The sequence below is a fragment of the Myxacorys chilensis genome (assembly GCF_059505265.1).
The window spans coordinates 6,357-31,360 of record NZ_JCACKG010000191.1 but is presented as its reverse complement, the minus strand read 5'-3'; the positions used below and the strand labels follow the sequence as shown (position 1 = coordinate 31,360).

Annotated in this window: 30 protein-coding genes; 17 read left to right on the top strand and 13 right to left on the bottom strand. The window is 49.1% G+C overall.

The window, feature by feature from the left end:
• Window positions 1-122: 122 nt before the first annotated feature.
• From AC5JLB_RS17190 to ruvA, 6 genes are all read left to right on the top strand, one after another.
• Window positions 123-980, top strand: a complete 858-nt coding sequence (locus tag AC5JLB_RS17190) for a TIGR02587 family membrane protein (RefSeq protein WP_495875048.1) — start codon at window positions 123-125, stop codon at window positions 978-980.
• Window positions 977-1,378 (top strand): TIGR02588 family protein, encoded by a 402-nt coding sequence (locus AC5JLB_RS17185; protein ID WP_495875047.1) that lies wholly within the window; start codon window positions 977-979, stop codon window positions 1,376-1,378. Before AC5JLB_RS17190 ends, AC5JLB_RS17185 begins: the two co-directional genes overlap by 4 nt.
• A 57-nt stretch (window positions 1,379-1,435) precedes the next feature.
• Entirely contained in the window at window positions 1,436-1,660 is a 225-nt protein-coding gene (locus tag AC5JLB_RS17180; protein WP_495875046.1) for a DUF167 domain-containing protein, read from the top strand.
• Window positions 1,644-2,237 (top strand): molybdenum cofactor guanylyltransferase, encoded by a 594-nt coding sequence (locus AC5JLB_RS17175; RefSeq protein WP_495875045.1) that lies wholly within the window; start codon window positions 1,644-1,646, stop codon window positions 2,235-2,237. Before AC5JLB_RS17180 ends, AC5JLB_RS17175 begins: the two co-directional genes overlap by 17 nt.
• Window positions 2,238-2,324: 87 nt before the next feature.
• Window positions 2,325-3,071 carry a sucrose-phosphate phosphatase gene (locus tag AC5JLB_RS17170; protein ID WP_495875044.1) on the top strand — a complete coding sequence of 249 codons (747 nt, stop codon included), beginning with the start codon at window positions 2,325-2,327 and terminating at the stop codon, window positions 3,069-3,071.
• A 44-nt stretch (window positions 3,072-3,115) separates the two neighbouring features.
• Window positions 3,116-3,742 carry a Holliday junction branch migration protein RuvA gene (gene ruvA, locus AC5JLB_RS17165; RefSeq protein WP_495875043.1) on the top strand — a complete coding sequence of 209 codons (627 nt, stop codon included), beginning with the start codon at window positions 3,116-3,118 and terminating at the stop codon, window positions 3,740-3,742.
• Window positions 3,743-3,770: 28 nt separating this feature from the next.
• Here ruvA and AC5JLB_RS17160 read toward each other — a convergent pair whose 3' ends face one another.
• Both AC5JLB_RS17160 and AC5JLB_RS17155 read right to left on the bottom strand, forming a co-directional pair.
• A complete protein-coding gene (locus AC5JLB_RS17160) occupies window positions 3,771-3,968 on the bottom strand; it encodes a type II toxin-antitoxin system HicA family toxin (RefSeq protein WP_495875042.1) in 198 nt (65 codons plus the stop codon).
• Window positions 3,969-4,214 (bottom strand): DUF1902 domain-containing protein, encoded by a 246-nt coding sequence (locus AC5JLB_RS17155; protein ID WP_495875041.1) that lies wholly within the window; start codon window positions 4,212-4,214, stop codon window positions 3,969-3,971. It abuts the gene before it with no gap.
• Between the two features lie 238 nt (window positions 4,215-4,452).
• Between AC5JLB_RS17155 and AC5JLB_RS17150 the strand changes: the two genes are divergently transcribed.
• Together AC5JLB_RS17150 and AC5JLB_RS17145 are read left to right on the top strand one after the other, a co-directional pair.
• The gene (locus AC5JLB_RS17150) at window positions 4,453-4,992 is read left to right on the top strand and encodes a Uma2 family endonuclease (protein ID WP_495875040.1); all 540 of its coding nucleotides are present in this window, start codon (window positions 4,453-4,455) and stop codon (window positions 4,990-4,992) included.
• A 113-nt stretch (window positions 4,993-5,105) separates the two neighbouring features.
• A complete protein-coding gene (locus tag AC5JLB_RS17145) occupies window positions 5,106-5,444 on the top strand; it encodes a hypothetical protein (RefSeq protein ID WP_495875039.1) in 339 nt (112 codons plus the stop codon).
• On the opposite strand, the gene AC5JLB_RS17140 is transcribed toward AC5JLB_RS17145, so the two are convergent.
• From AC5JLB_RS17140 to nblD, 3 genes are all read right to left on the bottom strand, one after another.
• Window positions 5,389-6,699 carry a DUF58 domain-containing protein gene (locus AC5JLB_RS17140; protein ID WP_495875038.1) on the bottom strand — a complete coding sequence of 437 codons (1,311 nt, stop codon included), beginning with the start codon at window positions 6,697-6,699 and terminating at the stop codon, window positions 5,389-5,391. The genes AC5JLB_RS17145 and AC5JLB_RS17140 overlap by 56 nt on opposite strands.
• Before the next feature lie 10 nt (window positions 6,700-6,709).
• Window positions 6,710-7,660, bottom strand: a complete 951-nt coding sequence (locus AC5JLB_RS17135; protein ID WP_495875037.1) for an AAA family ATPase — start codon at window positions 7,658-7,660, stop codon at window positions 6,710-6,712.
• 79 nt (window positions 7,661-7,739) lie between these two features.
• The gene (nblD, locus tag AC5JLB_RS17130; RefSeq protein ID WP_495875036.1) at window positions 7,740-7,928 is read right to left on the bottom strand and encodes an NblD family protein; all 189 of its coding nucleotides are present in this window, start codon (window positions 7,926-7,928) and stop codon (window positions 7,740-7,742) included.
• Window positions 7,929-8,095: 167 nt separating this feature from the next.
• Between nblD and AC5JLB_RS17125 the strand changes: the two genes are divergently transcribed.
• Window positions 8,096-9,520 carry a hypothetical protein gene (locus AC5JLB_RS17125; RefSeq protein ID WP_495875035.1) on the top strand — a complete coding sequence of 475 codons (1,425 nt, stop codon included), beginning with the start codon at window positions 8,096-8,098 and terminating at the stop codon, window positions 9,518-9,520.
• Between the two features lie 382 nt (window positions 9,521-9,902).
• On the opposite strand, the gene AC5JLB_RS17120 is transcribed toward AC5JLB_RS17125, so the two are convergent.
• A complete protein-coding gene (locus AC5JLB_RS17120; RefSeq protein WP_495875034.1) occupies window positions 9,903-10,067 on the bottom strand; it encodes a hypothetical protein in 165 nt (54 codons plus the stop codon).
• A gap of 26 nt (window positions 10,068-10,093) precedes the next feature.
• On the opposite strand from AC5JLB_RS17120, the gene ispE reads away from it, so the two are divergent.
• The 7 genes from ispE to AC5JLB_RS17085 all read left to right on the top strand — a co-directional run bounded on the left by ispE (window position 10,094) and on the right by AC5JLB_RS17085 (window position 16,118).
• Window positions 10,094-11,068 (top strand): 4-(cytidine 5'-diphospho)-2-C-methyl-D-erythritol kinase, encoded by a 975-nt coding sequence (gene ispE / locus AC5JLB_RS17115; RefSeq protein ID WP_495875033.1) that lies wholly within the window; start codon window positions 10,094-10,096, stop codon window positions 11,066-11,068.
• Window positions 11,069-11,093: 25 nt separating this feature from the next.
• Window positions 11,094-11,408, top strand: coding sequence for a DUF3082 domain-containing protein (locus AC5JLB_RS17110; protein ID WP_495875032.1), 315 nt, complete (start codon window positions 11,094-11,096; stop codon window positions 11,406-11,408).
• Window positions 11,409-12,066: 658 nt separating this feature from the next.
• Window positions 12,067-12,273, top strand: a complete 207-nt coding sequence (locus AC5JLB_RS17105) for a DUF2811 domain-containing protein (RefSeq protein WP_495875031.1) — start codon at window positions 12,067-12,069, stop codon at window positions 12,271-12,273.
• A gap of 137 nt (window positions 12,274-12,410) precedes the next feature.
• The gene (gene hemJ / locus AC5JLB_RS17100) at window positions 12,411-12,989 is read left to right on the top strand and encodes a protoporphyrinogen oxidase HemJ (RefSeq protein ID WP_495875030.1); all 579 of its coding nucleotides are present in this window, start codon (window positions 12,411-12,413) and stop codon (window positions 12,987-12,989) included.
• Between the two features lie 157 nt (window positions 12,990-13,146).
• Complete coding sequence (gene dprA / locus AC5JLB_RS17095) at window positions 13,147-14,265, top strand: DNA-processing protein DprA (RefSeq protein ID WP_495875029.1); 1,119 nt, start codon at window positions 13,147-13,149, stop codon at window positions 14,263-14,265.
• Window positions 14,266-14,361: 96 nt separating this feature from the next.
• Window positions 14,362-15,705 carry a 16S rRNA (cytosine(967)-C(5))-methyltransferase gene (locus AC5JLB_RS17090; protein ID WP_495875028.1) on the top strand — a complete coding sequence of 448 codons (1,344 nt, stop codon included), beginning with the start codon at window positions 14,362-14,364 and terminating at the stop codon, window positions 15,703-15,705.
• Window positions 15,702-16,118, top strand: coding sequence for a tellurite resistance TerB family protein (locus AC5JLB_RS17085; RefSeq protein ID WP_495875027.1), 417 nt, complete (start codon window positions 15,702-15,704; stop codon window positions 16,116-16,118). The genes AC5JLB_RS17090 and AC5JLB_RS17085 overlap by 4 nt, the downstream gene beginning before the upstream one ends.
• Before the next feature lie 76 nt (window positions 16,119-16,194).
• On the opposite strand, the gene psb35 is transcribed toward AC5JLB_RS17085, so the two are convergent.
• The 5 genes from psb35 to petP form a co-directional block, all read right to left on the bottom strand.
• Window positions 16,195-16,413: a photosystem II assembly protein Psb35 gene (gene psb35, locus AC5JLB_RS17080; protein WP_495693558.1), complete on the bottom strand. Its 219-nt coding sequence runs from the start codon at window positions 16,411-16,413 to the stop codon at window positions 16,195-16,197.
• A 236-nt stretch (window positions 16,414-16,649) separates the two neighbouring features.
• The gene (locus tag AC5JLB_RS17075; RefSeq protein WP_495875026.1) at window positions 16,650-19,019 is read right to left on the bottom strand and encodes a transglycosylase domain-containing protein; all 2,370 of its coding nucleotides are present in this window, start codon (window positions 19,017-19,019) and stop codon (window positions 16,650-16,652) included.
• A gap of 309 nt (window positions 19,020-19,328) precedes the next feature.
• Window positions 19,329-20,369 (bottom strand): chlorophyll synthase ChlG, encoded by a 1,041-nt coding sequence (chlG, locus tag AC5JLB_RS17070; RefSeq protein WP_495875025.1) that lies wholly within the window; start codon window positions 20,367-20,369, stop codon window positions 19,329-19,331.
• A gap of 16 nt (window positions 20,370-20,385) precedes the next feature.
• Window positions 20,386-21,480, bottom strand: a complete 1,095-nt coding sequence (locus AC5JLB_RS17065) for a Get3/ArsA fold putative tail anchor-mediating ATPase NosAFP (RefSeq protein ID WP_495875024.1) — start codon at window positions 21,478-21,480, stop codon at window positions 20,386-20,388.
• Between the two features lie 125 nt (window positions 21,481-21,605).
• The gene (petP, locus tag AC5JLB_RS17060) at window positions 21,606-21,893 is read right to left on the bottom strand and encodes a cytochrome b6f subunit PetP (RefSeq protein ID WP_495875023.1); all 288 of its coding nucleotides are present in this window, start codon (window positions 21,891-21,893) and stop codon (window positions 21,606-21,608) included.
• Window positions 21,894-22,124: 231 nt separating this feature from the next.
• On the opposite strand from petP, the gene AC5JLB_RS17055 reads away from it, so the two are divergent.
• Complete coding sequence (locus AC5JLB_RS17055) at window positions 22,125-22,883, top strand: SH3 domain-containing protein (RefSeq protein ID WP_495875022.1); 759 nt, start codon at window positions 22,125-22,127, stop codon at window positions 22,881-22,883.
• A 186-nt stretch (window positions 22,884-23,069) separates the two neighbouring features.
• Here the strand turns inward: AC5JLB_RS17055 and purB are convergent, their stop codons facing one another.
• Window positions 23,070-24,365 carry an adenylosuccinate lyase gene (gene purB, locus AC5JLB_RS17050; protein WP_495875021.1) on the bottom strand — a complete coding sequence of 432 codons (1,296 nt, stop codon included), beginning with the start codon at window positions 24,363-24,365 and terminating at the stop codon, window positions 23,070-23,072.
• 361 nt (window positions 24,366-24,726) lie between these two features.
• Window positions 24,727-25,004, bottom strand: a 278-nt coding sequence (locus tag AC5JLB_RS17045) for a hypothetical protein (protein WP_495875020.1), incomplete at its 5' end; no start/stop codon positions are given.

The following is a 25,004-nucleotide window of genomic DNA, read 5'->3' as shown; positions in this document are numbered from 1 at the left end:
CTGGCAATGGAGCGCATCTTTTTGTATCTAAAGTTCTTGTTGTATTTAAGGTGACGTTCTACCTCCGGAGGAATGGCAACCGCGATCGCATCCCTTGTATCCTAGTTTCTTTGCTGTGAGCTATGAAAAAGGGTTTAGCAGAGCAGTGGCGCACTGAACTTAAAGATCTGTTGCGAGGAGCATCTGGCGGATTTCTGTTTGGTGTGCCACTGCTCTACACCATGGAAGTTTGGTGGATTGGCTCATTTGTGGGTCCAGTGAGAATGCTATTAGCGCTCGTACTCACGTTTGCAATTATCTTTTTTCTGAATCAAACGGCAGGCTTTCGCCGCGACAGCGCTGTTCATACTACAGATGCATTGATTGACAGCGTTGAAGCGATCGCAATTGGTATTGTTTGTGCCGGATTTATTCTGATATTGCTACAAGAAATTACGCTACAAACTCCTCTACATGAAGCGTTGGGCAAACTGATTTACGAAGGCATGCCCTTCTCATTGGGTGTAGCATTAGCGAATCAGTTTCTTAGAGGAGATGAAGGACGGTTTGATCAGCAATCTGACTCCTCTCAGTCTAAGCAACTGAGCGCCACGCTTTCAGATATCAGTGCAACGTTGATTGGAGCAACTATTATTGCGTTTAATATTGCGCCCACTGACGAAATTCCAATGCTGGCGGCGGCAGTTTCAGGACTTTCGTTGTTATCGATGATGATAGCGTCGTTGCTGATTTCATACTGCATTGTGTTCGCATCAGGGTTTACACATTATCAGCAACGACAACAACAGCGCGGTATCTTTCAGCGTCCGTTAAGTGAAACGATCGCGAGTTATCTTGTGTCTCTTATTGCCGCAACGGTGATGCTGCTATTCTTTCAAAAGCTTGAATTTAGCGATCCGTGGCAGGTGTGGCTAAATTATTCGATTCTTTTAGGTTTACCGGCTACCGTGGGCGGAGCTGCAGGACGGTTAGCAATATGAGCCATTCCTCTCAAGAAAAACCCTCACGATCGATCGCAGAATGGACAACGTTTGGAATCGCGTCTACGATTTTGGGCGCGATCGCGGGGTTAGTTATTTACGCTTGGACAACCGAGCAAGACCGTCCGCCCGTGTTGACTCTGGAGCGACGCGAGCAAATTCGGGAAGCGCAAGGACAATTTTATGTTCCGTTTGTAGTGAAAAATACGGGAGGCGAAACGGTGGAGTCGGTGCAGGTTGTAGCAGAGTTGCGGGTCAACGGTCAGGTTGAAGAATCGGGCGATCAGCAGATTGATTTTCTGTCGGATGGTGAAACTGAGGAAGGAGCGTTTGTGTTTCGCCGTAATCCGCGCCGAGGCGAGTTAACGGTTCGAGTTGCCAGTTATAGATTGCCGTAATGCATTCCATCTTAGAGACGAAGTGGATCATGCTGTTTGGGTTGTGGGCAATTGTCAATGAAAATTTTAAGCGTAAAGGTGAAGCCCAATTCCAAGCAGCAGAACGTTGAACAGCAAGAAGACGGAGGTTGGATTGTGCATCTAAAATCTCCTCCAGTGGATGGCAAAGCGAATGCAGAACTGATCAAAGTGTTGTCCGATCGCTTCAATGTTCCTAAATCGTGCATTACGATCAAATCTGGCGCATCCTCCAAATTAAAACGAATTGAAATTGATTGTTAATGGACTGAGTACCGTCATTCTGGCAGGTGGACAAAGTTCGCGTATGGGTCGGGACAAGGCGCAAATCGAGATCAACGGTGTGCCGATGCTGCGACGAGTTTACGATGCCGCGAGACCCTATAGCCGTGAGATCTATGTCGTCACCTCCAGAGGTGAAGCGTATCGATCGCTGCTGCCCCTCGACGCAAAATTTATGGCTGAGATCGAACCGCGAGGGCCTGCGATCGCATTTGCCCAAGCAATACCTCACCTATCAACGGAATGGGTTCTCCTGCTAGCCTGTGACCTGCCGCACTTAGATGAAGCGCAGCTAAAGGGTTGGACAGCCTTACTTGATGGCGTGCCAAATGATGCAGTCGCGCTGCTGCCCAAACACGAAAAAGGTTGGGAACCTTTGTGTGGTTTCTACCGCTGCATTTGCTTACCCGAATTGGCACACTTCATTGATCAAGGCGGACGCTCTTTTCAAAAGTGGCTATCCAACCAATGTATTCAAGAACTGCCTGTGAGCGCTCCGCAAGTCCTGTTTAATTGCAACACGCCTGATGATTTAGAACACGTTATTCAACAGTTCTAGCGTTCACCCTCTTTATTCCTTCCTTGGCATTAGGTAATTTTTGCCACAGATCGATAAACTCATAAATGATGTTTGGAGGTGATCAGTGTGCCAAAGTTTCTGCTTGTAACGGATCTCGACCATACGCTAGTCGGAGATGACTTTGCTTTGGATCAACTCAATCAGTGGGTGATCGAGCAGCGACAGACGAACGGAGCAACGCTAGTCTATTCGACGGGGCGATCGCCAACGTTGTATCGAGAACTCCAAGCAGAAGCAGGACTGATTGACCCCGATATTCTCATTGCCTCCGTTGGCACGGAAATTTATCATGATGGGCAGGAATCGCCTGATTCGGGTTGGTCAGAGAAGTTGTCTGCCGGATGGGATCGCGCCACTGTTTTTGCCGTGACGGCCCATTTTTCTGATTTGGTCTTGCAACCAAAAACAGAGCAATGCGCGTTCAAGGTCAGTTTTTTCTTAACCAAAGAAGCGGCGGTAGATGTGCTTCCCGAACTGGAATCGTCGCTAGAACAACGGGGTCTAGATGTGCAACTGATTTACAGCAGTGGGAAAGATTTAGATATTTTGCCGCGCAGTGCCAACAAGGGAGCCGCAATGACGTTTATTCGCGAACAGTTGGGATTTGCGGCGGGAGAAACGATCGTGTGCGGGGATTCGGGCAATGATGTTGCGCTATTTGCGGCGGGAGAAGAATGCGGAATTATCGTTGGTAATGCTCAGCCGGAGCTTCTGCAATGGCATCGCAATCATCCGAGTACTCAACGCTATTTAGCAAAAGCGCATTGCGCGGCTGGTATTCTTGAAGGCTTAAAGTATTTTGGCTTTCGGTAAATGGTTCTCCCGCTTTGCACGCCGCCTATGATTGGTTATCTCACATGATTGGTTATCTCAAGGGTACGATCGCAACAATCCAAAAAATCAGCAGTTCTCGCGTGGTTCTGACACTAGATGTGAATGATATCGGCTATGACATTCAGATTGTGCCGCGTCTGATGCAGGATTTGCCCGAAATTGGAGAAGCTGCGCAGATCTTTACGCATCTCAATGTGCGAGAAGATCAGGTAACGCTGTTTGGATTTGGATCGTCGGCAGAGCGAGATTTGTTTCGGCAATTGGTGAGTGTAAGTGGAATCGGCCCGCAATTAGCCGTGGCGTTGCTTGATACGTTGGGATTGCAAGATCTGGTGCAAGCGATCGTATCTGGCAATACGCGCTTACTGTCTCGCACGCCGGGCGTTGGGGCAAAAACCGCTGAACGCATTGCCCTAGAACTCAAGACGAAGCTCTCTGAGTGGCGATCGCAGGCAAATCTCGTCTTGGCTCCGGGTGCAGGGCCTGCCTCAAATATTCAAGAAGATGTGGAAATGACGCTCTTGGCGCTGGGCTATACCGATCGCGAGATTACTCAAGCTTTGCAAGCGGTGGGACAGAGTTCTACCTTGTCAAAATCGGATGATGCAGAAGTGTGGATTCGACAAGCGATCGCATGGTTGAGTCAATAGATAATTTGTCAGCGTTGTGTATGACAAGCTAAAACGCCTTGAGTAACCCTGCTTGCTTCAGCACAGCATTCGCCGTGTGTCGCGATCGAATTGCCCCATCCACTACAAATCGACAATCAGTGATGGGACTATACCAAATTTCGTGATCGCCTTTGCCCTGTCGCTCGAAATAGCACCCCGCTTTTAGAAGCAACTTTTTCAATTTAGGAGTCAACGATGCAGGCATTTAGGAAGCTACCTCAATCTGCTCTTCCCAACGGCTGATCAACCGAAAGTTAACTGAACTGGGGAGTTGCTCTGGTAAGAGACGATTCAGCAAGATTAGTTCTGGAATCATCACCCGTAGTTTTTCCATCAGTGCTTCGATCGTTGGGGCTTCTGTTGCTAACCCTGGCACATCTGCGCTGGTTGCAACCCAAACGTTCACTTCTGAATCCCAAAACGCTTCTACACTACAGGTTAGCTGTGCCATTTGCGACGACTAAAAACCAGGATGACTGCTCTATTATACAAATCTAACTCGTCCAAAAGTCTTGGATTTAATCAGCGATCGCATGGCTGAGTCAGTGATCTCTGAAAAATTAGTAGTTACCCGTTTCCAAGCTTCAATAACGTTAATGATTCGCATTGAAGCTGTTGACCCTATGTTTTATGCTTCAGACATGAGCAATATCGCGTCAAAATAGAATTACTCGATTGGAGTGAGGCGCATGACTCTAGCCACTTACAAATGGACGATCGACCATTACCACCAAGCTATTGATGCTGGAATTTTCAATGATCAGTCGATCGAGCTATTGAGGGGAGAACTTGTTTTAATGCCGCCTGAAGGCCCAGAACACGCCGACAGTTGTGAAACAACCGCTCGTTATTTGGAGCGTCTATTTGGTGACGGATGGTGGTCACGTCAAGGTAAGCCCGTCACACTCGCTGATTCTGAGCCACAGCCTGATATCGCGATTGTGCGTGAGCAATCGTATCGAAGCTGTCACCCCACTCCTAAAGACATTCGATTAATTGTGGAGTACGCCTACAGTACTCAGGCAAAAGATACGGGAATAAAACGCGACCTCTATGCAGAAGCGGGCATCTTAGATTACCTAGTGATTGACCTGAAGCGATCGTCGGTCAATCATTACGCCAATCCGATCAAGGGCATTTACACCACAGAGCAGACGCTCACCGATGGCGTGATTCAAGTTGGGCAAGTGCAAATAGAGGTTCAAAGACTGCTGAGATCCGCGCACTAGTATAGGTCAAGCGCATTTTGCAAAGCGGCGATCGCATCTGTCGCATTCAGTGTTCCATTTCACATGAGTACCTTTTCGTCGCGAACGAGCACCTTTTCGTCACCAACGAAACGATGTTTGTCACGAACGAAACGACGTTTGCCACCAACGAAACGATGTTTGTTACGAACGACGCGATGTTTGTTACGAATGACGCGATGTTTGCCACCAACGAAACGATGTTTGTCACGAACGACGCGATGTTTGTCACGAACGACGCGATGTTTGAAGATATTGCGCTGATTTGCTTCGGTTCTATGTCAAACCAACATCAATTCAAGGAATTATCTCCCTCAATTTCTAGAAGCGAATTGTGTTTAATTCCATTAGCGCAGAACGCAACTCCAAAGGAACCGATTAAAGCTGATTTTTTGCTTTTAGTTGCAGATAGCGATCGACGAGTTCTTCGGTAATTTGATTAGCAGGCGCATCTAGTACCAACACTCCTCGCTGCTTCAATTGGGCAAACGCCACCTGACGCTGAGCCAACAGATCCAACGCCACCGCTCGCTCATACGTCGATGGCACATCCTCAGTCGGCGTGTGTGCCTGCTGATCGACAGCAGGATCGCGCAACGTTACACAAAACGGCAGATAACGTGGAGCCAACCGTCCCAACGCTGCCAATAATTCAGCCGAAGCAGTTTTATCAACAATATCGGTAATCACAACAACTAATGCCCGGCGAGTGTGCTGATTGACAACCGTAGTGACGGCTCCTAAATAATCAGGTTCAAGAATCTCTGGTTGAATCGGCGTCAGGCGTTCGATCAGACGATTGAGATGATTTTGCCCTCGCTCAGGTGGAATCCATGTATGAATTTGACGATCGAACACGGCAACCCCGACGCGATCGCCGCGATTCAATCCCGCTAATGCAAGCGATAACGTGGCATTCAATCCCCAGTCAAATCGAGCTAACCCGTTGACTTGAGCCGTCATCAACCGCCCGCGATCGAGCAAAATGATCAGCGTTTGTTCTTGTTCTGGCTCTAACACTCTGACCAGCGGCACTCCTTTGCGAGCCGTCGCTTTCCAGTCAATAAAACGCGGATCGTCTCCAATCCCGTATTCTCTCAGTTCGGCAAATTCTGTGCCGATGCCGATGCGCTTGGCTCGTTTCATTGCGCCCGACGATTGCAACGTGAGACGAATCGAGAGCGATCGCAGTCCAATCAGATCGGGATACACTGCGACCTTTTGCGGTTGAGGAATTTTCCAATCGTGCCACGCCAGTTTCCATGGGCTGAGTTGCCGGACTTGAATAGCTCCCCACTCATATTCGCCGCGATGAGTCGGATGCACCGTGTAGCTCAGCTCTTGCGTGCTATTTGCGTCAATCGCTGCGGCCAACGGCATGGCTGAGACGCCAAATTGCAGCGGATAGTGATCATGGAGCTTGATGACGGCTGGCTTGCTAGACTCGACCGTTAGACTCACGACATTATCTCGTCCGATCGAGAGGCGAGATAGTTCTTGACGGTTGACTTTGACGCGCTTTGACCGAACCCGCCTGCTATCTAGCGCTGCGATCGCAAGGACAACCGCATCAAACATCAGCACAAATATGACCGTGAGCGCGAGGTACGAGGGAAACAGAAAGGCAAGAGCAGTTGCGATCACAAGCCCGAACAGCAACAGTCCATAGGTGCGGCGAGACGGAATCATGATGAAGGGGTTAGCGAGGGACTGGAACTTGATTGAGAACGGCGCTGATGACGGACTCGATCGCGATGCCGTCAAGCTGTGCTTCGGGGCGGAGGATCAGGCGATGGCGTAACAAGGGAGAGGCAACGGCTTTGATGTCATCGGGTGTGACAAACTCTCGACCGGAGAGCCACGCTTGCGCTTTGCTGACGTTGAGCCATGCCACCGCCGATCGCGGTGATGCACCCAACGCGAGATCAGAATGTTGACGAGTTTTCTGAACCACGGCAAGCAAGTAATCTAAAACTGACTCTTGGACTGCGATCGCGCTGACCGCTTTTCGGGCGTGCAGAATCTGTTCAACGGTGGCTAACGGTTTCAGTTTCGCTAGGTCGAGTCGCTTTGCCCTAAAGCCCGCTTGAGAATTCAGGAGCATTTGCTTCTCTGCGGCTGAGTCAGGATACGCCACGACTAGTTTGAATAGAAAGCGATCGAGTTGGGCCTCGGGCAAGGGATATGTACCTTCAAACTCCAATGAGTTTTGCGTTGCGATTACCCAGAATAAATCTGATAACGGCAGGCTCTCGCCGTCTAACGTTACCTGTTGTTCTTCCATTGCCTCTAGCAATGCCGATTGTGTTTTCGGTGGCGTTCGGTTAATTTCGTCTGCTAGAAGAATCTGTGTAAAAACAGGACCCTTTTTTAGGGTGAAATCGCGTGTGTTGAGATCAAAAATGCTCGTTCCCAAAATGTCTGAGGGCAGAATATCGGGCGTTAGTTGAACTCGCCGAAAATCTGCCTCGACTAACCGCGCCATCACTTTAACCAGCAGCGTTTTGCCCGTGCCCGGAACGCCTTCTAAAATGACGTGACCTCCGGCTAGCAGCGCGACAATTAACTGCTGGACTAATTGGCTCTGACCTACCACAATCTGATCGAGAGCTTGTTTGAGGTGCGTAAACTTAGCGTGCAGGTCAGACATATCGTTAGCAAGTTGGAACGTAGGCAACCATATCTTACGTTCTGATGCTTGAAATGAGGCAGTTTAGCGGACGAATCGGTTAGAGCTTCGTGCCGCTTGAGGCGTCTTTATTAATACAGCCTGCTTTCTGGACGTGGCGGCACACCCGCGATCGCAGCATTTCTCGCGTCCCAAATGCACCAGTCGAAAAGATCACTCGATCTTCTCCAACCAGTTTGAGAATTTTTACACTGCAAACCGGACACACCTGCACTTGACTTTGACTCATATGCGCTTATTCATCGACGGTTTGTGATTAGTCTCTGACAAAGCCCATCGAATTCAGTACTAATGACACATTTATTGATGCAACTGGGAAAAATCCTTACTCAAATTTCATCCCAATTGCCCTTGACAATGGGAAAATAGGGCGGCGGTGTGAGAGGAACCTTTAATATGCGTAATATACGGCGCTTTTTAGGAGCGCTAACGATTTGCTTCAGCTTGGCTCAATCAACTGCGCTCCAGGCAAGCGTTCGTTCTAGTCCGTCTGACGATCCATCACGAGCGTATTGGCTAGAAGCGCAACAGCTTACTCAAGAGCAACTGGTCTTGTTGAGCCGAGTTGAACAATCTTTGACGAGTACCGAGCCAAATCGCCTGCGATCGCTTCAAGGTCAGTTGTTTTTGCAGACTTGGGCAGTCGATCGCTTTCTCAAATCCAACTATCCGAACCCAAGTGTATTTTGTTTGTCGCCGAATGGGGAAGTTGCCGGAACAGATGCGGTTGACCTAGCTCAAGGGCAAGTGTATTGCGGATTGTATTTTGCTTGCCAAAATCTAGAGATTCTGCGAAAAGATCTTGCTCGTCGCTCTGGCATCGCCGCTCGCCCACTGCGATCGCCTGTTGCGAGTCTGCTCGCTCCTCAGGCGCTACCGCAAGATAATTCGCTGGTGTTCAATCTTCCAGAAGGAACGATCATTGGTTCAGTTATTCGGCTACCCGCTGCGCGATCTGTTGCGCCCGATGCGCCTACTTCGACGTTCAATGCGGTTACTTTAATCAAGTCTGCGCGACAGTGGTTAGCCCGAATTCAGCCTGCTTTTCCCCAAGCATTGCGGGTCACAGTCCCGATTGAGACTCAAGCGACAAGCGGCAAACCGACTGATCTCTATGCAAATGAGGCGCAACCTCACGCTCAGTTTTTGCAACAACCCAACACTGGCATCGCTCGTCTATTGCCCACTGAGGTTTATTTCGATGCCAATCTCAATCGTCCGCAAAATCGGCGCTTTGCTCCGTTAGCGGAAGAATCGTATCCCTTACCCGTGTTGAGCAAACGCAGCGACGATTTTTCTGCCCGTCTCGCTGTCCGGGTGACAGGCAATCTTTTTCAACTCGTTCCGTCGGGAATTGATTACGGATTCATGGCAGATCTAGGAGATGTGACGTTAGAAAATTTGCTGCCGTCGATGTCGATCGGGCAGTCTCTATCGCTTCCAGAAATGCTGAAATCGTTTTACACTTATCGTCCTCCCACTGTATTAGAAGCCATTTCAGCCGATCAGCGCCATTTTGCGGAGCAATCGCTGGAACAAGGAATCAGCAGTTTTGCTCCAGCGCAGCTAAATCGGACGTATTTGGTGCGATCGCTGCAATTTAAGCTTCCAGAATTGCTTACGTCTGGACGCCCTGTACCACCGAACCAACGCCAAAGTCTAAAAGATCTGCTCAAGATGCCAAGTAGCGATCTGCTGTTTGCCTTTCGTCCGGTCAGCCGCCGATCTGATGGTAGCTATACCGTGCTATGGCGACTATTAATACAGTTTCCCGATCCACAAATTCGAGATTTAGAAAAATATGTTGGTCATGGGGAGTGAAGGTCTGAGGTGGGCTAACCCAGGTTCAACATTCAACGATCCATGTCTAAGGTGGGCTGACCCAGGTTCAACATTCGGCGACGAATGATTGAGCATCAACGACGAATGTCTAAGGTGGGCTGACCCAGGTTCGACATTCATCAACGAATGTCTGAGGTGGATGAACGCAGGTCTGAGGTTGAACGATGAATGTCTAAGGTGGATGAACGTAAGTCTGAGGTTCGACGGCGAATGTCCAAGGTGGGCTGACTCAGGTTCAACCTTCATCAACGAATGATTGAGCATCAACGCCGAATGTATAAGGTGGGCTGACCCGGGTTCAACATTCATCAACGAATGTCTGAAGTTCGACGGCGAATGTTTGAGGTGAGTTGACTCAAGTTCAACCTTCAACGGCGAATGTTTGATCATCAACGACAAAGAGTGAATCATCACCAGGCTCAAGAATCAGAACATCTTGAGCCTTCTGCAAAACCCTCGTGAACTTCATCCCTAGCAAAGGATGAGAAAAAGCAGAGGATGAAAAAAATTGGTTTTCATCCCTCATCCTTCATCCTTCATCCCTCTTGACCTATGATGAGTGAACCAGACACTCAACCATGTCTCATGCGCTCTTACTCTCTCATTGCACCCGCGAAGATCAATCTTTATTTGCAAATCTTGGGCGATCGCCCCGACGGGTTTCATGAACTCGTGATGGTGCTGCAAAGTATTGATCTAGCCGATCTGGTCACGGTGCGATCGCGCGCCATCGACGGCATCCGCTTGTATTGCGATACCCCCGATGTTCCGACCGATGAAACAAACCTGGCCTACCGAGCCGCCGATCTGATGATTCGCGAGTTCTCCGACGAGTACGCTAGGTTCGGTGGCATCGAGATTGATCTTCACAAGCGAATTCCAATGGGGGCAGGATTGGCAGGCGGTTCGACCAATGCAGCTGCTGTTCTCGTGGGCATCAACATGATGTGGCATCTGGGACTGACCCAAGGCGAACTGCACGATCTAGCCGCAATGCTGGGGTCTGATATTCCGTTTTGTATTAGTGGCGGAACCGCATTGGCAACAGGTCGCGGCGAAAAACTTGACCCCTTGCCCGATCTGAGCAATTTGTATGTCGTGTTAGCGAAGTATCGTGATCTTCCGGTTTCGACCCCTTGGGCATACAAAACCTATCGGCAAACCTTTGGGCAAACCTATCCCACTACTCCCGCCGCTTGGGACGCTGCCAAGCAGAAAGCCGGAGGGATCTTGGGTGCGATCGCACGTCACGATATGAAGCAAATGGCGAATCTTCTCCACAACGATCTAGAGCGAGTCGTACTGCCGTCGTATTCTAAAGTTCAACAGTTGCGCGACGAGTTTCAAAGGTTAGACATCCTCGGTACGATGATGTCGGGGTCAGGCTCAACAGTGTTTGCCCTAGTTGAGTCGATGGCCCAAGCAGAGCAAGTCAAGGCGCAAATGAGCCGCGTGATCCCTGATCCAAATCTCGATTTCTGGGTGACAAAATTCTGTCAATCTGGTGTGCGTTTAAGCAACAACTAATTTTTGATCTTAATTTTTTGATCTTATGGCTGACACTCCTTCCGACTCCACATCCAATTCCACGATGCCCAGTCCGCTGCAATGTTTGATTGGGTCACTCATTGCCGCCGCGATCGCGTATGGCGCTTATAACCTGATGCACGCGATCGCCCTTTCATTCGCCTCAAAACCAATTCAGTCCAGCAACATCACGGTGGTCAACATTACCGTTGCGGTTCGTACCTTAGTTGTGGGAATTACGGCATTAGCAACGGGCGTGACGAGTTTAGCGTCGGTGGGGCTATTTGGTTTGGGCATTCAGCTTTTACTGCGTAAATCAAACGATTCAGCCGCAGAATAATTTTGCCATTTCAGGATAGGATATAAAACCTGTGCTGATAGATGTCATCCTCCGAGCTACATCTCCCAGCCCGCGATCAATATGTAATTGAACTCTATGAAACGCGGCAGAGTACCTTAACGCGCTAATCCACAGGAATAGATTATTTACCCCTTCGTGACTTGTTTTTATGTCAATTATTTTTAGCGACTAATAACATTTAAGCCAGATCTCGCCGTTTAAGCTCAATCTGTCGCTCGCTTTTCCACAGAAAAGACAAGTTTTCCACAGGCATTCAAGCGTAAGCCTTGAAACTCATCTTGCCTGTGGAAAACGTTCACACTGAGTCATTTTTGTCGCGAGAAAGTTAAAGTTTTGTGACAAAAACAGGGCTTAAACTTCCATTCCTCGTTGTAGCATCTCTAGTCTGAGGCGAAAAATTACATCTTTAACCATTGACAAATTTTTCGTTAAACGAGAATACTAATTACGCGGCTCCCACTTCAAAAAATCGGCTCGACACGCTGAAACCAGTACAAATGTTAGCTCTCAGCGAATCAAGGTTAAACCGTTCAGCCAATTAAGGAACGCTGAACAGTGTTGCGCTATTTTGAAGTTTTCCACAGGCTGTTTAGATCGTTACTTATTCAATCGTTGTTCCTGTCAGAAGCATCCATCTATGTCCTCTTCAACTGTTAGCATTCTTACCGAATTGCCCGAGTCACTCCACGAAACCCTAGCTGACTATCTCGAACATCATCCCGATCGGGATCAAGACCAAGTGTTGATAGCTGCGCTGTCCTTCTTTCTCATGCACAGTGGTTGCGATCGCAATAGTCAAGCCGCTCGTACCTATCTCGACACCCTATTGAACAGTTTTGCCTAACCGCCTTTCGCTACAAATTACAAACTACAGCCGACTTTGCGTTGCTTTGTTCGAGAATAGAGTGTAGAGCGATTCTTTGACGCTAATCGCTGCGTGCGATCGTTTAATCTCACCTCACCCTACAACCGCATTTTTCTATGGCTTATCTATGGTTTAAGGCGTTTCACATTGTTGGATTTGTGTGCTGGTTTGCCGGAATGTTCTATCTGCCTCGGCTATTCGTCTACCATGCCGAAGCCCGCGAGCAGCCCGAACCCGCTCGCACCATTCTGCAAAACCAATATCAGATCATGGAGAAACGCCTCTACAGCATCATCATGACGCCCGCGATGATTCTGACGATCGCGATGGCGGTTGGGCTAATCTCAACCGAGCCAGATGTGCTAAAGCAGCCGTGGCTTCAGATTAAACTTGTCCTTGTCGCGCTGCTGGTAGCGTACCACCATGTTTGCGCCCGGATTATGAAGCAGTTTGCAGAAAACCGATGCAAGCTGACTGGGCAGCAGTTCCGTTGGTTTAATGAGTTTCCAACGGTGTTCTTTGTGATTGTGGTGATGCTGGCGATCTTTAAGAACAATCTGCCGACTAGTGCCACCGCTTGGGGCATTTTCGCGATGGTGATTGCGATGGCAGCATTCATTCAGCTTTATGCCCGCAAACGTCGATTGGCAAAAGAGAAAGAAGCCGTACAATCCGGTTCAGAAGTGGGTGCTTAAACCTTAAATCTTGAACCTTAAATATAGATACGAAGTGATCGCATCCTGATATGGATGCGATCACTTCTGACTAAGTGGAGCCGAACTCGCGCCATCACCTGGTTTTGTCGCTGCTATGGGAATACTGAAAGCGGTGACAGCATGGGGTGGAGAGTGAATGGAACGCGGTTTTTGGTTGGCTTGGTCACAAATTGCAGGAATTGGTCCAGTTTTACTAAAGCGATTATATTTGCACTTTGGGCAACTATCTGTCGCTTGGAATGCCCCTGCTGACGAGTTGGCGAAGGTGGAAGGAATTGGTCATCACAGCGCGATCGCTATTGCAGCAGAACGCACGACTCTCCATCCCTTAGATCTACTCGAAACCCACGAGCGCCAAAATCCTCACTTTGTTACTCCTAGTGACCCGCATTATCCTCAGTTATTATTTGAGATTCCCGATCCGCCCCCTGTACTGTACTACCGAGGGCAGATCACCCTGCTTCAAGATCTAGACGCTGTAGCCGCGATCGCGCTAGTGGGCACTCGTGAACCGTCAGATTACGGACGACGTTGGACTCGAAAGCTGAGTTCGACTTTAGCGAAAAGCGGTTTTGTGATCTTGTCGGGTCTAGCCGACGGCATTGATGCCGAAGCGCACCGCAGTTGTCTCGATGCCGGGGGCACGACAATTGCCGTGTTGGGAACCGGGGTCGATCTGGTGTATCCGCGGAAAAATCGCCAGCTATACAATCAGGTTTTAGAAACTGGGTTGGCAATCAGCGAATATCCGGCAGGAACTCAGCCCGATCGCACTCATTTTCCTCGTCGCAATCGAATTGTTGCAGGATTATCCCGTGCGGTGTTGGTCATTGAAGCACCTAAGAAATCAGGCGCTCTGATCACGGCTCATTTAGGCAATGATTATGGACGAGACATATATGCGCTTCCCGGAAGTTTGGACAATTCTAAATCTGAGGGCTGTCTTGCCTTACTGAGCAAAGGAGCGCAAATGATTTTAGGAGAAACAGAACTGTTAGAAATGCTAGGAACATTGCCAAAACTTGATCAATCTAACTCCTCAGAAATGCAGTTATCGCTGCTTGATCTAAGTCACGAACTCTCTCAAGTTCTACAGGCCATTCTCTCCATTACTCAACATCACAGTTCTGCATCATTTGATGCGATCGTTGAGCAAACAAAACTGGAAACCTCATCAGTATCAAGCGCGTTATTACAATTAGAATTGCTAGGACTGATTAAACAACTACCGGGAATGAGCTATTGCAATGTTTAATCGAGTACTTGATCACGATCAACCGAGTGCTCTGAAGCGCCATTCCTGCTTTTGGATTGCTATTCTAAATAAGGCATCTTAGCTTACGTTTAGAATTTGACTCAAACTCCTCGCCAATTGGCACTGATGGCGCTGCGATCGATTCACAAGGGCGCGTTTGCCGATATCGCCGTTGATCAAGCGCTGCATCACAGCAATTTTACAACCCTCGATCGTCGCTTCCTAACTGAGCTTGTGTACGGCACGACTCGGCGTCAGCGCACACTGGACGCACTAATTGATCAATTTGCGAAAAAGAAAGCATCTCAACAACCCCCCGATCTCCGCCTGATTTTGCATTTAGGGCTTTATCAACTGCGCTATCTAAGCCAGATTCCGCCCTCTGCGGCGGTTAACACAACCGTTGATCTTGCAAAACAAAATGGCTTTGCCGGACTGACCGGATTTGTAAATGGAGTATTGCGGCAATATCTCCGGTCTAGCGAGACGGGCGATCCGCTGCGGCTGCCAACTGATCCAGTCGAACGGCTCGGAACGTTGCACAGTTTGCCTGATTGGATTGTGCAAGTTTGGGTCGATCAGTTTGGGGCAGAAGAAACAGATCGTCTATGTACCTGGATGAATCAACCGCCGCAAATTGATTTACGAGTCAATACCCTCCGAGCCAGTGTAGATCAAGTCCAAGCGGCTATGACCTCTGCTGGAGTGGAGGTCAGCCGAATTCCTCATTTGCCTCAAGCGCTGCGACTTCCACCCAGCGCAGGCGCGATTCAAAATCTTCCGGGCTACCAAGAGGGATGGTGGATCGTGCAAGACAGTAGTGCCCAATTAGTTGCATATTTGGTTGATCCGCAGCCCGGAGAAACAATTGTCGATGCCTGTGCGGCTCCAGGAGGAAAAACAATGCATCTGGCGGAGCTGATGGGCGATCGCGGAACCGTTTGGGCTTGCGATCGCACGCCATCTCGGCTCAAAAAGCTGCAACAAAACGTTGATCGTCTCGGTTTGCAGTCGATTAAAGTCCAAGTTGGCGATAGCCGCAACTTACCGCACTTTACAGGTCAGTGTGACCGAGTTTTGATCGATGCTCCCTGCTCAGGCTTAGGCACTTTAAATCGTCATGCAGATGCTCGCTGGCGACAAACTCCAGACAGCGTTCAAGACCTTTCGCAGCTTCAACAAGAACTCTTGGCTGCTGCCACTTCTTGGACTGCGCCTCAAGGTGTAATCGTTTACTCAACCTGTACACTGCATCCGTTAGAAAATGAGTCTGTGATTCAGAAGTTTCTCAACTTACATCAAAACTGGAGGATTGACTGTCCTGAAGCGGCATCACCCACGGCTCCGTTCGTAACTGAAGCGGGATGGGTCAAAGTTTTGCCTCATCAACATAGAATGGATGGGTTCTTTATGGTGCGGCTAAAGCGCCAAGATGTATGACAAGCGACGTTAAAACTCTCGTTAAAATTCTGATCGGCGCAGCTTGGCTTGACGGCAAAATCCAACCCGAAGAGCGGCAATATTTATATCGAGTTGCCAAAGAAAAGGGAGTCGCTGGCGATCGAGAGATACAACCTTTACTGCATGAGTTGCGCTCGGTGAAACCGAATGAATGCTATCAGTGGGTACAAGAGTATTTGGGCGATCACCCAACCTCTGACGCCTGCCAAGATTTGATTGAAGCCATTAGTGGACTAGTTTACAGCGATGGCGCGATCGCTGACGAAGAAGCAAAACTGTTAACTCGCTTGCAGCTAGTGACCGCAGAGGGCAATGCCTCAGATTCACTGCGCGCCAAACTGCTATCGGCCATCAGAAAGCTATATCAACGCGGAGTCTCGCAAATTGGCTAACCGCAAATCCGCTAAACAATAATGACTCTGAATAAAACTATACTCAGAGTCAATAAATTCTGAGCTTTAGGAAGTTTTATAAACCAGGCGTTTCTTCTTTTTTAACTTCTGGAACAATGTCAGGACGATCTTTGTCTTCCCAACCCACTGGACGCTTTGAGTTATACCAAGTGATCGAGCCGAATGTAACAGCCGCAATGAATCCAAGCACGTACACCAGGGTAAACGACGTTGGAAACTGCATGCCAGGCTTAGTTGCCGTTTCCGTTGCTGCCTGTAATAGGATGTTCATCATAAAAACGCTCCTTTGAATTTTTCATTATCGCTAGTATATTAGTGCGAGTATCCTAAGTCATCCTTCAAGAGTCCGAATTTGCGGGTAGAAATTGAGCCAAAAAATCTGCCAATAAGAGGAATACAAGAACGGAAAAGGGTAAACCGACCTCATTCCAAAAGTAGAGATTCCTCTTCTCCTGGCTCTACTTTCTTCGTCCTTAGAGGGATGGTTTCTGAAGACCAGTCAACGGCTTACTAATTTCCTGAAGGTGGTAGGGGATCAGATCCTCCCGCAGGGGCTGAATCAGAAGGGGGGGCTTGCTCAGATTCAGAGGGCGGTGCTTCTTCTTGAGGGGGAGCAGGCGCTTCGGGTTCAGGCTCTGGCTCATATGCTCGCTCTGGTTTAGGCTCAGCATAGCTCGGCGCAGAGTAACTCGGCTCTTCATAACGCGGTTCAGCGGGCGCTTCTTCGTAGCTGCCCTCGCTGCGAGACTCAGCCGGATCAGGAGCTGTACCCAACGATTGAGAGCTACTTGGCTTCACAGGTTGGGCTTTGATGCTACCCTTTCGGGTGTCCAGATTCTTTGGAATTTCAGGAAACTTTTGAACCGGCATTCCGTTCACGACTTCTTTCATAAACTCGTGCCAAGTAAAGGCTGCTGTAGAACTTGCACCCCACGTCGGCGAGTTATCATCGTTTCCGAGCCACACCCCAGCAACGACTTGAGGAATAAAGCCAATAAACCAGAGATCTCGTGCCTTCTCAGAGGTTCCCGTTTTGCCTGCAACCGGGCGATCAAGCTGCGCCGATCGTCCGGTTCCGTCAGTAACGACTCCCCGCATCATCCATGTCATGATCGATGCGGTTCCCGGATCTAGCACTCGCTTTTGCTTGTAGTCAGACTGGTACAAAACCTTGCCCTTGCGATCGACAATTCGACGAATTCCATGCGGATCGACAGTATTGCCCTGCGCGGCTAACGTCCCGTAAGCGTTGGTTAACTCCAGCAGATTCACTTCGTATGCGCCTAGCGCCATCGCATAGGTAGGTTCTAGCTTGGAATGAATGCCCATGTTCTGCGCCATTTTAATCACTGGCGCAAATCCAACATCGATTAGGGTTTTAACAGCAATCACGTTCACCGAATTCGTGAGCGCCGATTTGATCGTCAGCCAGCCAGAATATTTGTTGCTGTAGTTTTTTGGCTGGTAGCCATCAACTTTAAATCGCTCATCAAGGTAAGACTGATAGGGTGAGAATCCCGCCGCGATCGCAGTAGTATACACAAACGGTTTGAATGTCGAACCCGGCTGCCGCTGCGCTTGAGTCGCTCGATTAAATTGACTTTCTTTGTAGAAGTCGTAGCCACCGACCATCGAGCGAATTTCTCCATTTCTTGGATCGATCGCGACGAGTGAGGCTTGCTTAAAACTGGCGGCTGATCCATCAATTTCAATCGTATCTTTGATCGCTTTTTCGGCTGCCTTCTGCCATTTGGCGTTTAGCGTCGTCTCAATTGTCAATCCCCCCGCCGCGATCGCCTCTTTGGATACATAGTTCGGCAACTGCTGCTGCACATAGTAGGTAAAGTAAGGCGCATCGCTTTGAATTTTCTTTGGCTCACTCGGCTTTACCTTCAGTTCTTCCGCTTTCGCCGTTTGAGCTTCAGTGGCGGAAATGTAGCCCGCCTCGACCATCTTATCGAGGACGTTATTGCGTCGTTGCTTCGCCTTCTCCAGGTTCTCTAGGGGTGAATAAACGCTTGGTGCCGGGGGCAATCCTGCGATCGTTGCCATTTCTGAGAGCGTTAGCTGGCTTGTAGATTTGCTGAAGTAAATCCAAGCTGCATCGCCCACTCCATAAGCATTAGAGCCAAGGTAAACCAGATTGAGATATTTTTCTAGCAGCTGCCGTTTATCTACTGATCGCTCTAATTTCTGAGCAATTAGGGCTTCTCGAATCTTGCGGATGACACTGCGATCGTTGTTGAGATAGACAATTCGAGACAACTGCTGCGTCAGTGTGCTGCCGCCTTCGACCACGCCGCCTGATGAGATGTTGCGTGCGATCGCGCGAACAATGCCCTGATAGTCGATGCCATTATGTTCATAAAATCGCCGATCTTCCGATGCAATAAACGCATCTACCAAGCGCTTCGGCATCTGGTCGATCGCCAATTTCTCGCGCGTCGCCGGACCTAACTGATGCAAAATTGTGCCGTCGGAAGCTCGCATTGTTAGCGTACCGCGCCGAGCAAACGTTTGAATCTCTGACGGATCAGGGAGGCTGCGATCGATTTGCCAGGAGATTAGCTTGACCGCTCCAATCCCGCCCACGACGACACTGACCCACAGCAGACCCCGACGGACACGTGAATTTTTGAGCGGAGGCGGCAGACGGCGCTCGAATCGTTCTAACCGCGCCGTAGCAGTATCCAAAGCACCCCGAACTCCTGCCATACGGGGGTGTTCGAGCAACCGACCAATGCTCTGACCGATACGAGAGCGATGTTGCGTCCCCGAGCGACGTTGCTTCTTACTTCCGTCAGTCATCGCATCCTGCCCCAGCCGGGAACGATTAAGACGAGTTGGAAGCCCTCGGCGGTTCGAGCTATACTTTGCCACATTCGTGCCTCATCACACAAAAGCTATCACTTCAATTCTCAGTGGAGTCGCATGCCTGTGACTTACAGTGACGGAAAGCGTCAAATGAGTCAACCGTACCATCAAAGCGTGATGGCGTCGGGGTGCCGCATAGACTGCAACTGAGAAACGGTTGTCCCACTCGTAAAATTACTGAGCTTAGTTTACACGAGATTGAAGAAGATCGATGACATTTGAAACGAATTTCGGAAGAATAAGTCAAAAAAAGAGGTAATCGGGATTGCCTCCCCAATTACCCATTACTTAAAGAAATTAAAGAGCTAAACCCCTTTAGACGCCTGCATGACCGAGGGCTAAGGCCGTTACTAGCATACCTAACACCAAGAACGGCTGAGCGCTGGCCTGATACTTCACATCGTTTTCCACGGGGTTGCGCAAGAAGTACATGTCCTGAAACGTGATTTGAGGAATAATCATCAACATCAAAATTGTTGCGTATAAATTTTGATGAATGCTAATTAAGTAAGCAGCAATGCCGCCTTGAAACACATCGATCATCAGGACACAAATCCAAGCGGCAGTAGAAATCCCAAAGATGACTGGCAGAGATTTCAGTCCCAATTGACGATCGCCCTCAACGCTCTTAAAGTCGTTGACAATGGCAATTCCCAAACCTGACAAGCTGTAGAACAGGGTCAGCACGATGATTGTTGAATTTAGGTCGCCAAACAGCGCGTGTCCTGTCCACCATGGAATCGCGATATAGCTTGCTCCTAAGGCATAGCAGCCCAGCCAGCCGTTCTGCTTTAGTTTTAACGGCGGAGCCGAATAGATGTAGGAGAGCAAAGAACCCCCGATCGCAAGAGCCGTAATCGTCGGGAAAGTATGCCCTGCCCAGCGATCTAAAACGTAGGCAATTCCAATTCCGCCAAGCAGTAATACCCAAATCTGAGTCACCACTTGAGGTAGTGAGATTGCTCCCGACGGAATCGGTCGATACGGCTCATTGATCGCGTCGATCTCGCGATCGTAGTAGTCATTCATAATTTGGGTGTAGCCCGTCATCAGAGGCCCTGCCAGAAGCATACAAGTTGCTGCTTTCAAGACATCTTCTAGCGACCAGGTATATTGCCCTGACGACGCTGCACCACAAATAATTCCCCACATGAGAGGAATCCAGGTAATCGGCTTCATCAGTTGGAGGCGAATTTTCCAGATGGACGCTCCTTTCACATCAGCGCCTTTCATCCCCAGCATTTGCCGGGTTCTAGCACGGCTTGCGTCGCGCAGCTCCGCAGGAGTGGCACTCATGGGCATCGGTGTAGAGGGATTGGAATCTGTTGGCAGGTCTGGAGTTGTGGAATCTGTCATAACAGCATCTAAAACGTTAGAAGGAGATAATTAAGTAGCCATCTTGAAACTTCGCACCTTTTACAGGTTGTCCTTTCAGGGTGGGTGGAAGAGACACATTACGGCGCTGATCGCCCGCTTCAATCGTAATTTCCGGACCCGACTGCGTTAGTTTGACTTGCTTTTTATCAAATCCTGGTAAAAACAGGCTGACCTTGCGTTCTGCCACATTGACTGCCATGGGGCGAGGAGCCTGTGTGACTTGATCGAAGTCAGGCAACGCTTCAATCAACGGCTGCCAATCATTCACGGGTTGTTCTGGGATTGCTGAAACCGGAAGCGGTTGAAACGCCTCAGCGTCACTGAGCTGGTTTGCCCGATTCAGCAGCACGCCCCCGACGGTTAGCCCCACCTGCTGAGCGCTGCCCCACAGATAGCGTGCCATTGCGATCGCGCTTGGGTCGTCGGTCGTCACCAAGTACGCCGCCATCCGCTTCGGATCGTTGACCGCTTCTTTGCCCTGCTCTAGCAGGTTATTCACCTGACCCGTTGGCTGCGCGAAGTTATCGCCCGCAAAACTCGCATTGGTTAATACAGCGCTCGCGACGGGTTGGATAAACGGCGACAAGGTTTTTCCTAAGTCAGACTCCGTAAATACTTGCCGGAACCGCCGAATGTACCAGCTAATGATTTCTGGCATGCCCAGCATCCGCAGCGTCGTCTGATCGCCTGTACCATCATAGACAATCACATCGTATTGTCCACTCCCGTCATATTCGCGCAGCGCATTGAGTGCCAGCGCACTATCCATGCCTGGAAAGATACCTAACTCTTGCCCGTACACTTCTTTGAAGAACGGTGTGCGTAGATATTGCGCTTCGAGCTTTTTAACCTCTTCCCAACTCCGCTCCAACAAAAGCGCCGTCTGAAGCTGAACGACCTGCAAATTTGGAGCCATTTCTTGAACTTCAGCCCCTACGGTCGCGCCGAGCGCCAACCCAAACGCAGGACTTGAATCTTGCCCAATTAGCAAGACTCGCTTGCCTTGACTGGCGAACTTTTTAGCGGCGGCGATTGCCAGCGTTGTTCGTCCAGTCCCACCTTTGCCGAGAAACGTCAGAATAAAAGCCATGTCCAGTCTTTAAGAGAAATATAGGGCATAGAGTGTGGGGACTGGAGATTCAGAATTCTCTTTCATGCTCCATATCCCCTACCTTTACACCTCTATGGTATCGATTGCCTGGACGTGAAGATCGCCTAATTATATTGCTCTAGCTCATCTTCAAAAAACCACGTCGCAAATTGGTCATCAAACTGAATCAACAGTCCAAGACCCTTTCCGTCTACCACTTTAAAGTCGCGCACGACACCGACTTGTCCAAGCTTTTTCACCACCGCCGGGGGAACACGATCGCGCAACCGACGCACGCGCACTTTCTGACCAATTTCCATCACATCTACTGATACATGACCATTCCAAAGTTTACCAGCATGTTGACGCGGTTTGAACGCTGGCTGACCCAGAAGCTCAAGAATAGGAGCCATCCCCACCCCGCATCACTGCACCTAAATTTATTTGCTGAGATTGTCAAGGGAGGGATTACGTTGAGTTGACTAAGGGCGTTACTAGAAGATGATCGGGAACTTCGAATACTTTTCACCTATAGATAGGGCAAGCTATCCAATAGAAAGCACGTCCAGCATAGTCCCTATTTTTTGAGTTCTTACTTTTTTGTTAGTAAATCTTTGTTAGTAGAGTTTTTTGGAGGCATTACCATGAGGGTTAGTGAAAAGCGATCGAAATCGCCCTTAGCGATCGGAGTGTGCATCACAGCAGTTGTGACGGTTGCGGGAACCGCCTATGCACTGACACATCCGCGTCAAGATACTTCTGCCTCTGTCTCCCTAACCTCTAATGTTTGGCAACCCTTAAAAGGACACTCTTGCAAAACCATTGTTTTTGATCCACAACCACCACTGAATGTCCGCTCTGCCCCCCTTGAGCAGAAAGGTAACATCATTGGTGGAATCGCGAACGGTACAGAGTTGACGATTCTGCTTGAAAAAGATGGATGGTATCAAATCAGCGCGCCAACATCTGGTTGGGTCTACAAAAACTTGACCAAAACCAACTGCGGAATGTCCAATCGGGCGGCTACTACCAGTCCTCCAACACAAGAATCAGATTCGTCACGGTCTGTAGATCAAGGAAAGCGGCTACTAGAAAAAGCAACGGATCACTATCAAGCTGGAAATTTAGAAGGTGCGATCGCCCTTGCCAAATCGGTTTCAATTGAGAGTGCGGCTTACGACCAGGCTCAGGTGGCGCTAAGAACAATGCCGCAGAAGTGGAATCAAGCCAAGTCGAAGTACGCGATCGCAAAACAGGCTCTCGTAGAGAGCCGATGGAGTGATGTTTTGAAAGTGGCAGTTGAATATCCAGACATCCGCCACTGGCGGCAAAAACTTGCGCCGATTGTCAAAAAAGCAACCCTCTTGCAGTACCATCTCAAGGCAAGCGAGTCTAGCTTATGATGACCTACAGATCTTTCAGAGCTTCGCGATCGCGTCGAAATTGGAGTGAAAGTTTTCCTCCTGAAGGTCACAGTTGAGGAAAACACTTCCCAAGGAGTCTAGAAGAAATAAGTTGAACGTTCTTCCTATGAAAGCAGCAAGACAAAGCTATTTCAGCAGAATTTGGCTCAAGTTATTTCTAGTTTCCTAAATGCCCAAGCGTTGATAGACCTGATCGAGGTTTTTCAGATGATGTAGAGGATCGAAGCAGTCATTAATTTCTGCTGGAGAAAGAACTGCCGTCACCCGTGGATCGGTGCTGATTAGCTGGCGAAAATCTCCGTCGGCTGTATTCCAAGCTTGGTGAGCGCAGGACTGCACAATAGTATAGGCTTCTTCTCGATTGAATCCTTGTTTCACTAGCGCTAGAAGTACCTGTTGGCTAAACACAACGCCGCCATAAACATTCATGTTTCGCGCCATGTTGTCGGGGTAAACCAGCAAGTTTTTGATGAGTTTGGTCGCCTCGACAAGCATGAAGTGCATCAGAATGCAGGCGTCGGGCAAGGCGACACGCTCAACAGAACTATGAGAAATATCGCGTTCATGCCACAGGGCGACGTTCTCTAGAGCAGCTACGGCATAGCCCCGAATCAGCCGCGCCATCCCTGTTAGCCGCTCTGAGCGGATCGGGTTGCGCTTGTGGGGCATAGCAGACGATCCTTTCTGACCTTTTGAGAAAAATTCTTCGACTTCCAATACATCTGTGCGTTGAAGGTTGCGAATTTCAACCGCAAATCGTTCGATTGAGGCGGCTAAGAGTGCCAGACAATTCATGAAATCAGCGTGGCGATCGCGAGAAATCACCTGCGTCGATGCTGGATCAGGCTCTAATCCCAAAGCTTGACAGGTCAAGGTCTCAATCCGGGGATCAATATTGGCGTAAGTTCCCACTGCACCCGAGATCTGTCCAACTGCGATCGTTTTCCTGAGCTGACATAAGCGATCGCGGTGACGCAGCATTTCGGCTAACCAGCCTGCTAATTTAAACCCAAATGTCATGGGTTCAGCATGAATTCCATGCGATCGCCCGATCATCACAGTGCTGCGATGCTGCTGTGCTTGATAGCGAATTGCTTGAATTAATGCCTCAACGTGACTCATGATCACGTCAAGACTTGCCACCATTTGCAATGCCAGTGCTGTATCTAGCACATCCGAACTGGTCATTCCTAGATGAATATAACGTCCTGCATCGCCCACATACTCATTGACGTTGGTGAGAAACGCAATTACGTCATGGCGAACTTCTGCCTCGATTTCCAAAATTCTTTGGGGGTCAAAGTTCGCTTTTTCTTTGATTTCTGCGACAGCTTCGGCGGGGATGTAGCCAAGCTCAGCTTGGGCTTCGCAGACAGCAATTTCAACCTCTAGCCAAGTTTTAAACTTGTAGGCTTCAGTCCAGAGGTTGCCCATTTCGGGCAGGGTATAACGCTCTATCAAGGCTCGCCGCAGAATACAACGGTCACATTGTAGCGTCTAATTTAGCTCGCTAATGATGAAGTTATCTCGCTTGTATTCTGGGTTATGGCAGTGATTTCAAAGCTATATGTTTGTGTTCGAGATCAAGTACGATTCAAGTAATTGTAGAAGTAAGTCAATGGTGATGAAGCCTGAAGTTATCACTGCCACGATCGCTTCGGCAATAGCAGTTATTTTGGAAGGGATGGCTAACAGGCTCTTCGTTTAGCATTATCGTGCTTTCGTCGCCGTTCGATTTGGTCGTTGAGGTGAATATTGAAAATAGTGCCTGCACTCTTCCTTAGCGCAGGCATCAGATACGTTTAACAAAGCGGTTGACGGCTTAATCGCTGTCTTCGTCTTCGCTCCCCTCTTCTTCGTAGCTGTCTTCGTCTTCGCTCTCTTCGTAACTGTCCTCAGCTTCTTCGTCTTCTTCGTAGCTGTCTTCGTCTTTGGTTTCGTCCTCGCTGTCTTCGTCTTCAGTTTCTTCTTCGTCTTCTTCGTAGCTGTCTTCAGTTTCTTCGTACTCTTCGTCTTCGTCCTCGCTGTCCTCTTCTTCGTCTTCGGTTTCTTCTTCGTCTTCTTCGTAGCTGTCTTCAGTTTCTTCGTACTCTTCGTCTT